The sequence below is a fragment of the Frankia sp. CcWB2 genome, from assembly GCF_977927585.1.
Genome location: NZ_CDWRCM010000085.1, coordinates 14,920 through 16,199, shown reverse-complemented (window position 1 = coordinate 16,199; position 1,280 = coordinate 14,920). Strand labels below are relative to the sequence as shown.

General features: G+C 70.4%; 2 protein-coding genes. Both read left to right on the top strand.

The window, feature by feature from the left end; translation table 11 throughout:
* Nucleotides 1-91: 91 nt before the first annotated feature.
* Complete coding sequence (cas5, locus tag ACY45C_RS11090) at nucleotides 92-814, top strand: CRISPR-associated protein Cas5 (protein ID WP_462187534.1); 723 nt, start codon at nucleotides 92-94, stop codon at nucleotides 812-814.
* On the top strand, nucleotides 811-1,280 hold a 470-nt coding region (locus ACY45C_RS11085; RefSeq protein WP_462187533.1), incomplete at its 3' end, for a CRISPR-associated endonuclease Cas3''. The genes cas5 and ACY45C_RS11085, both read left to right, overlap by 4 nt.

Here is a 1,280-nt window from a genome sequence, read left to right as displayed (position 1 = left end):
ACCACTCCCGGGTGCTCTTCGGACGCCTTGCGGACGAGATCGAGACCGGACTACACGACGACTGGTTCGACGACGCCAAGTCAGCCAAGTCATGAGTCTCCCCGGCGCGCCCGACCTTCTTGGCGGGGAACGAGACGCGCTGGAAGTCACTGTCAGCGCGCCGATCGTCTCCTTTCGTGACCCGCTGTACTCGGCTGTCGCGGTCACGCTTCCCTGCCCAGCTCCGGCGACCGTCGGCGGCATGCTGGCGGCGGTCGCCGGGGGATGGGACGAGGTCGACCCGGAGTTCCGGTTCGCGATGGCCTTCTCGGCGCAGGCCACCGGGGTGGATCTGGAGACCCACCATCCCCTGGAGTCGCGGGGCGCCTTCGGCCAGCCGGTGCCCCGGGAACGGCAGTTCCTGGCCTTTACCGAGCTGACCGTCTGGATCGTCGACGAGGTCGAGCGATGGGAGCGGCGGTTCCGTCGGCCGGTGTGGCCGTTGCGGCTCGGTCGCAGCCAGGATCTCGCGACTGCCCGTACCAGACGAGTACGGCTGAGTGAGGGTGAAGGCGTGGCCGGTGGGGCGCTCGTGCCCGATGACCCCAGCTCCCACGGTAGCTCCCACGGTTCCCTGCTCCGGCTGCCGACCGCTGTCAGCCGGGACCGCGCCCGTACCCGGTGGGACGCCTATCGCCATCGGCTCTCGGTGGCGGCGGGCGGCCAGTTGCGTCCGCAGTCCGTCGAGAAGGCGCTGGTGGCGGGCTGGGTCACCACCGAAGGCCGAGCCGTCCACCTCCTCCCACCCACCCATCCCGCCCAGGTGGAGCCGTGAGTGCGGTGTCCTCGGTGTCCTCAGGGCCATCGGACGGGCGCGATCGGTCGCTTGCCGAGCTGCTGGCCAAACCGCCGACCAATTTTCGGCCCGCCGGTGAGTCGCTGACCGAGCACCTGGCGGCCACGCTCGACGCCCTGCTCGCCATCCGACGGCGGCTGGGGACGTTGGACGTCCTGCCAGACCCGCTGCGGCGCCGGTTCTGGATGATCGCGGCCTGGGCGGCACTGCTGCATGACGCGGGCAAGATCGCGGACGGATTCCAGCGGATGATGGCGACCGGGATCGGCTGGGGGCACCGGCACGAGGTCCTCTCCCTCGGATTTCTCGACTGGCTGGTGGCGGATGCCGAGGACCGCCGCTGGGTGGCTGCGGGGGTCGCCACCCACCACCGTCCGCTGGAGGGAGGCGAAGGGAGGCCGTCACTGAGCCAGCTGTATCCGCGGTACTCGACCGTTGCCGATCT

Bases quoted from the DNA above. Each gene is read 5' to 3' on its own strand.
- cas5 (WP_462187534.1), top strand. From the start codon at position 92: ATGAGTCTCCCCGGCGCGCCCGACCTTCTTGGCGGGGAACGAGACGCG.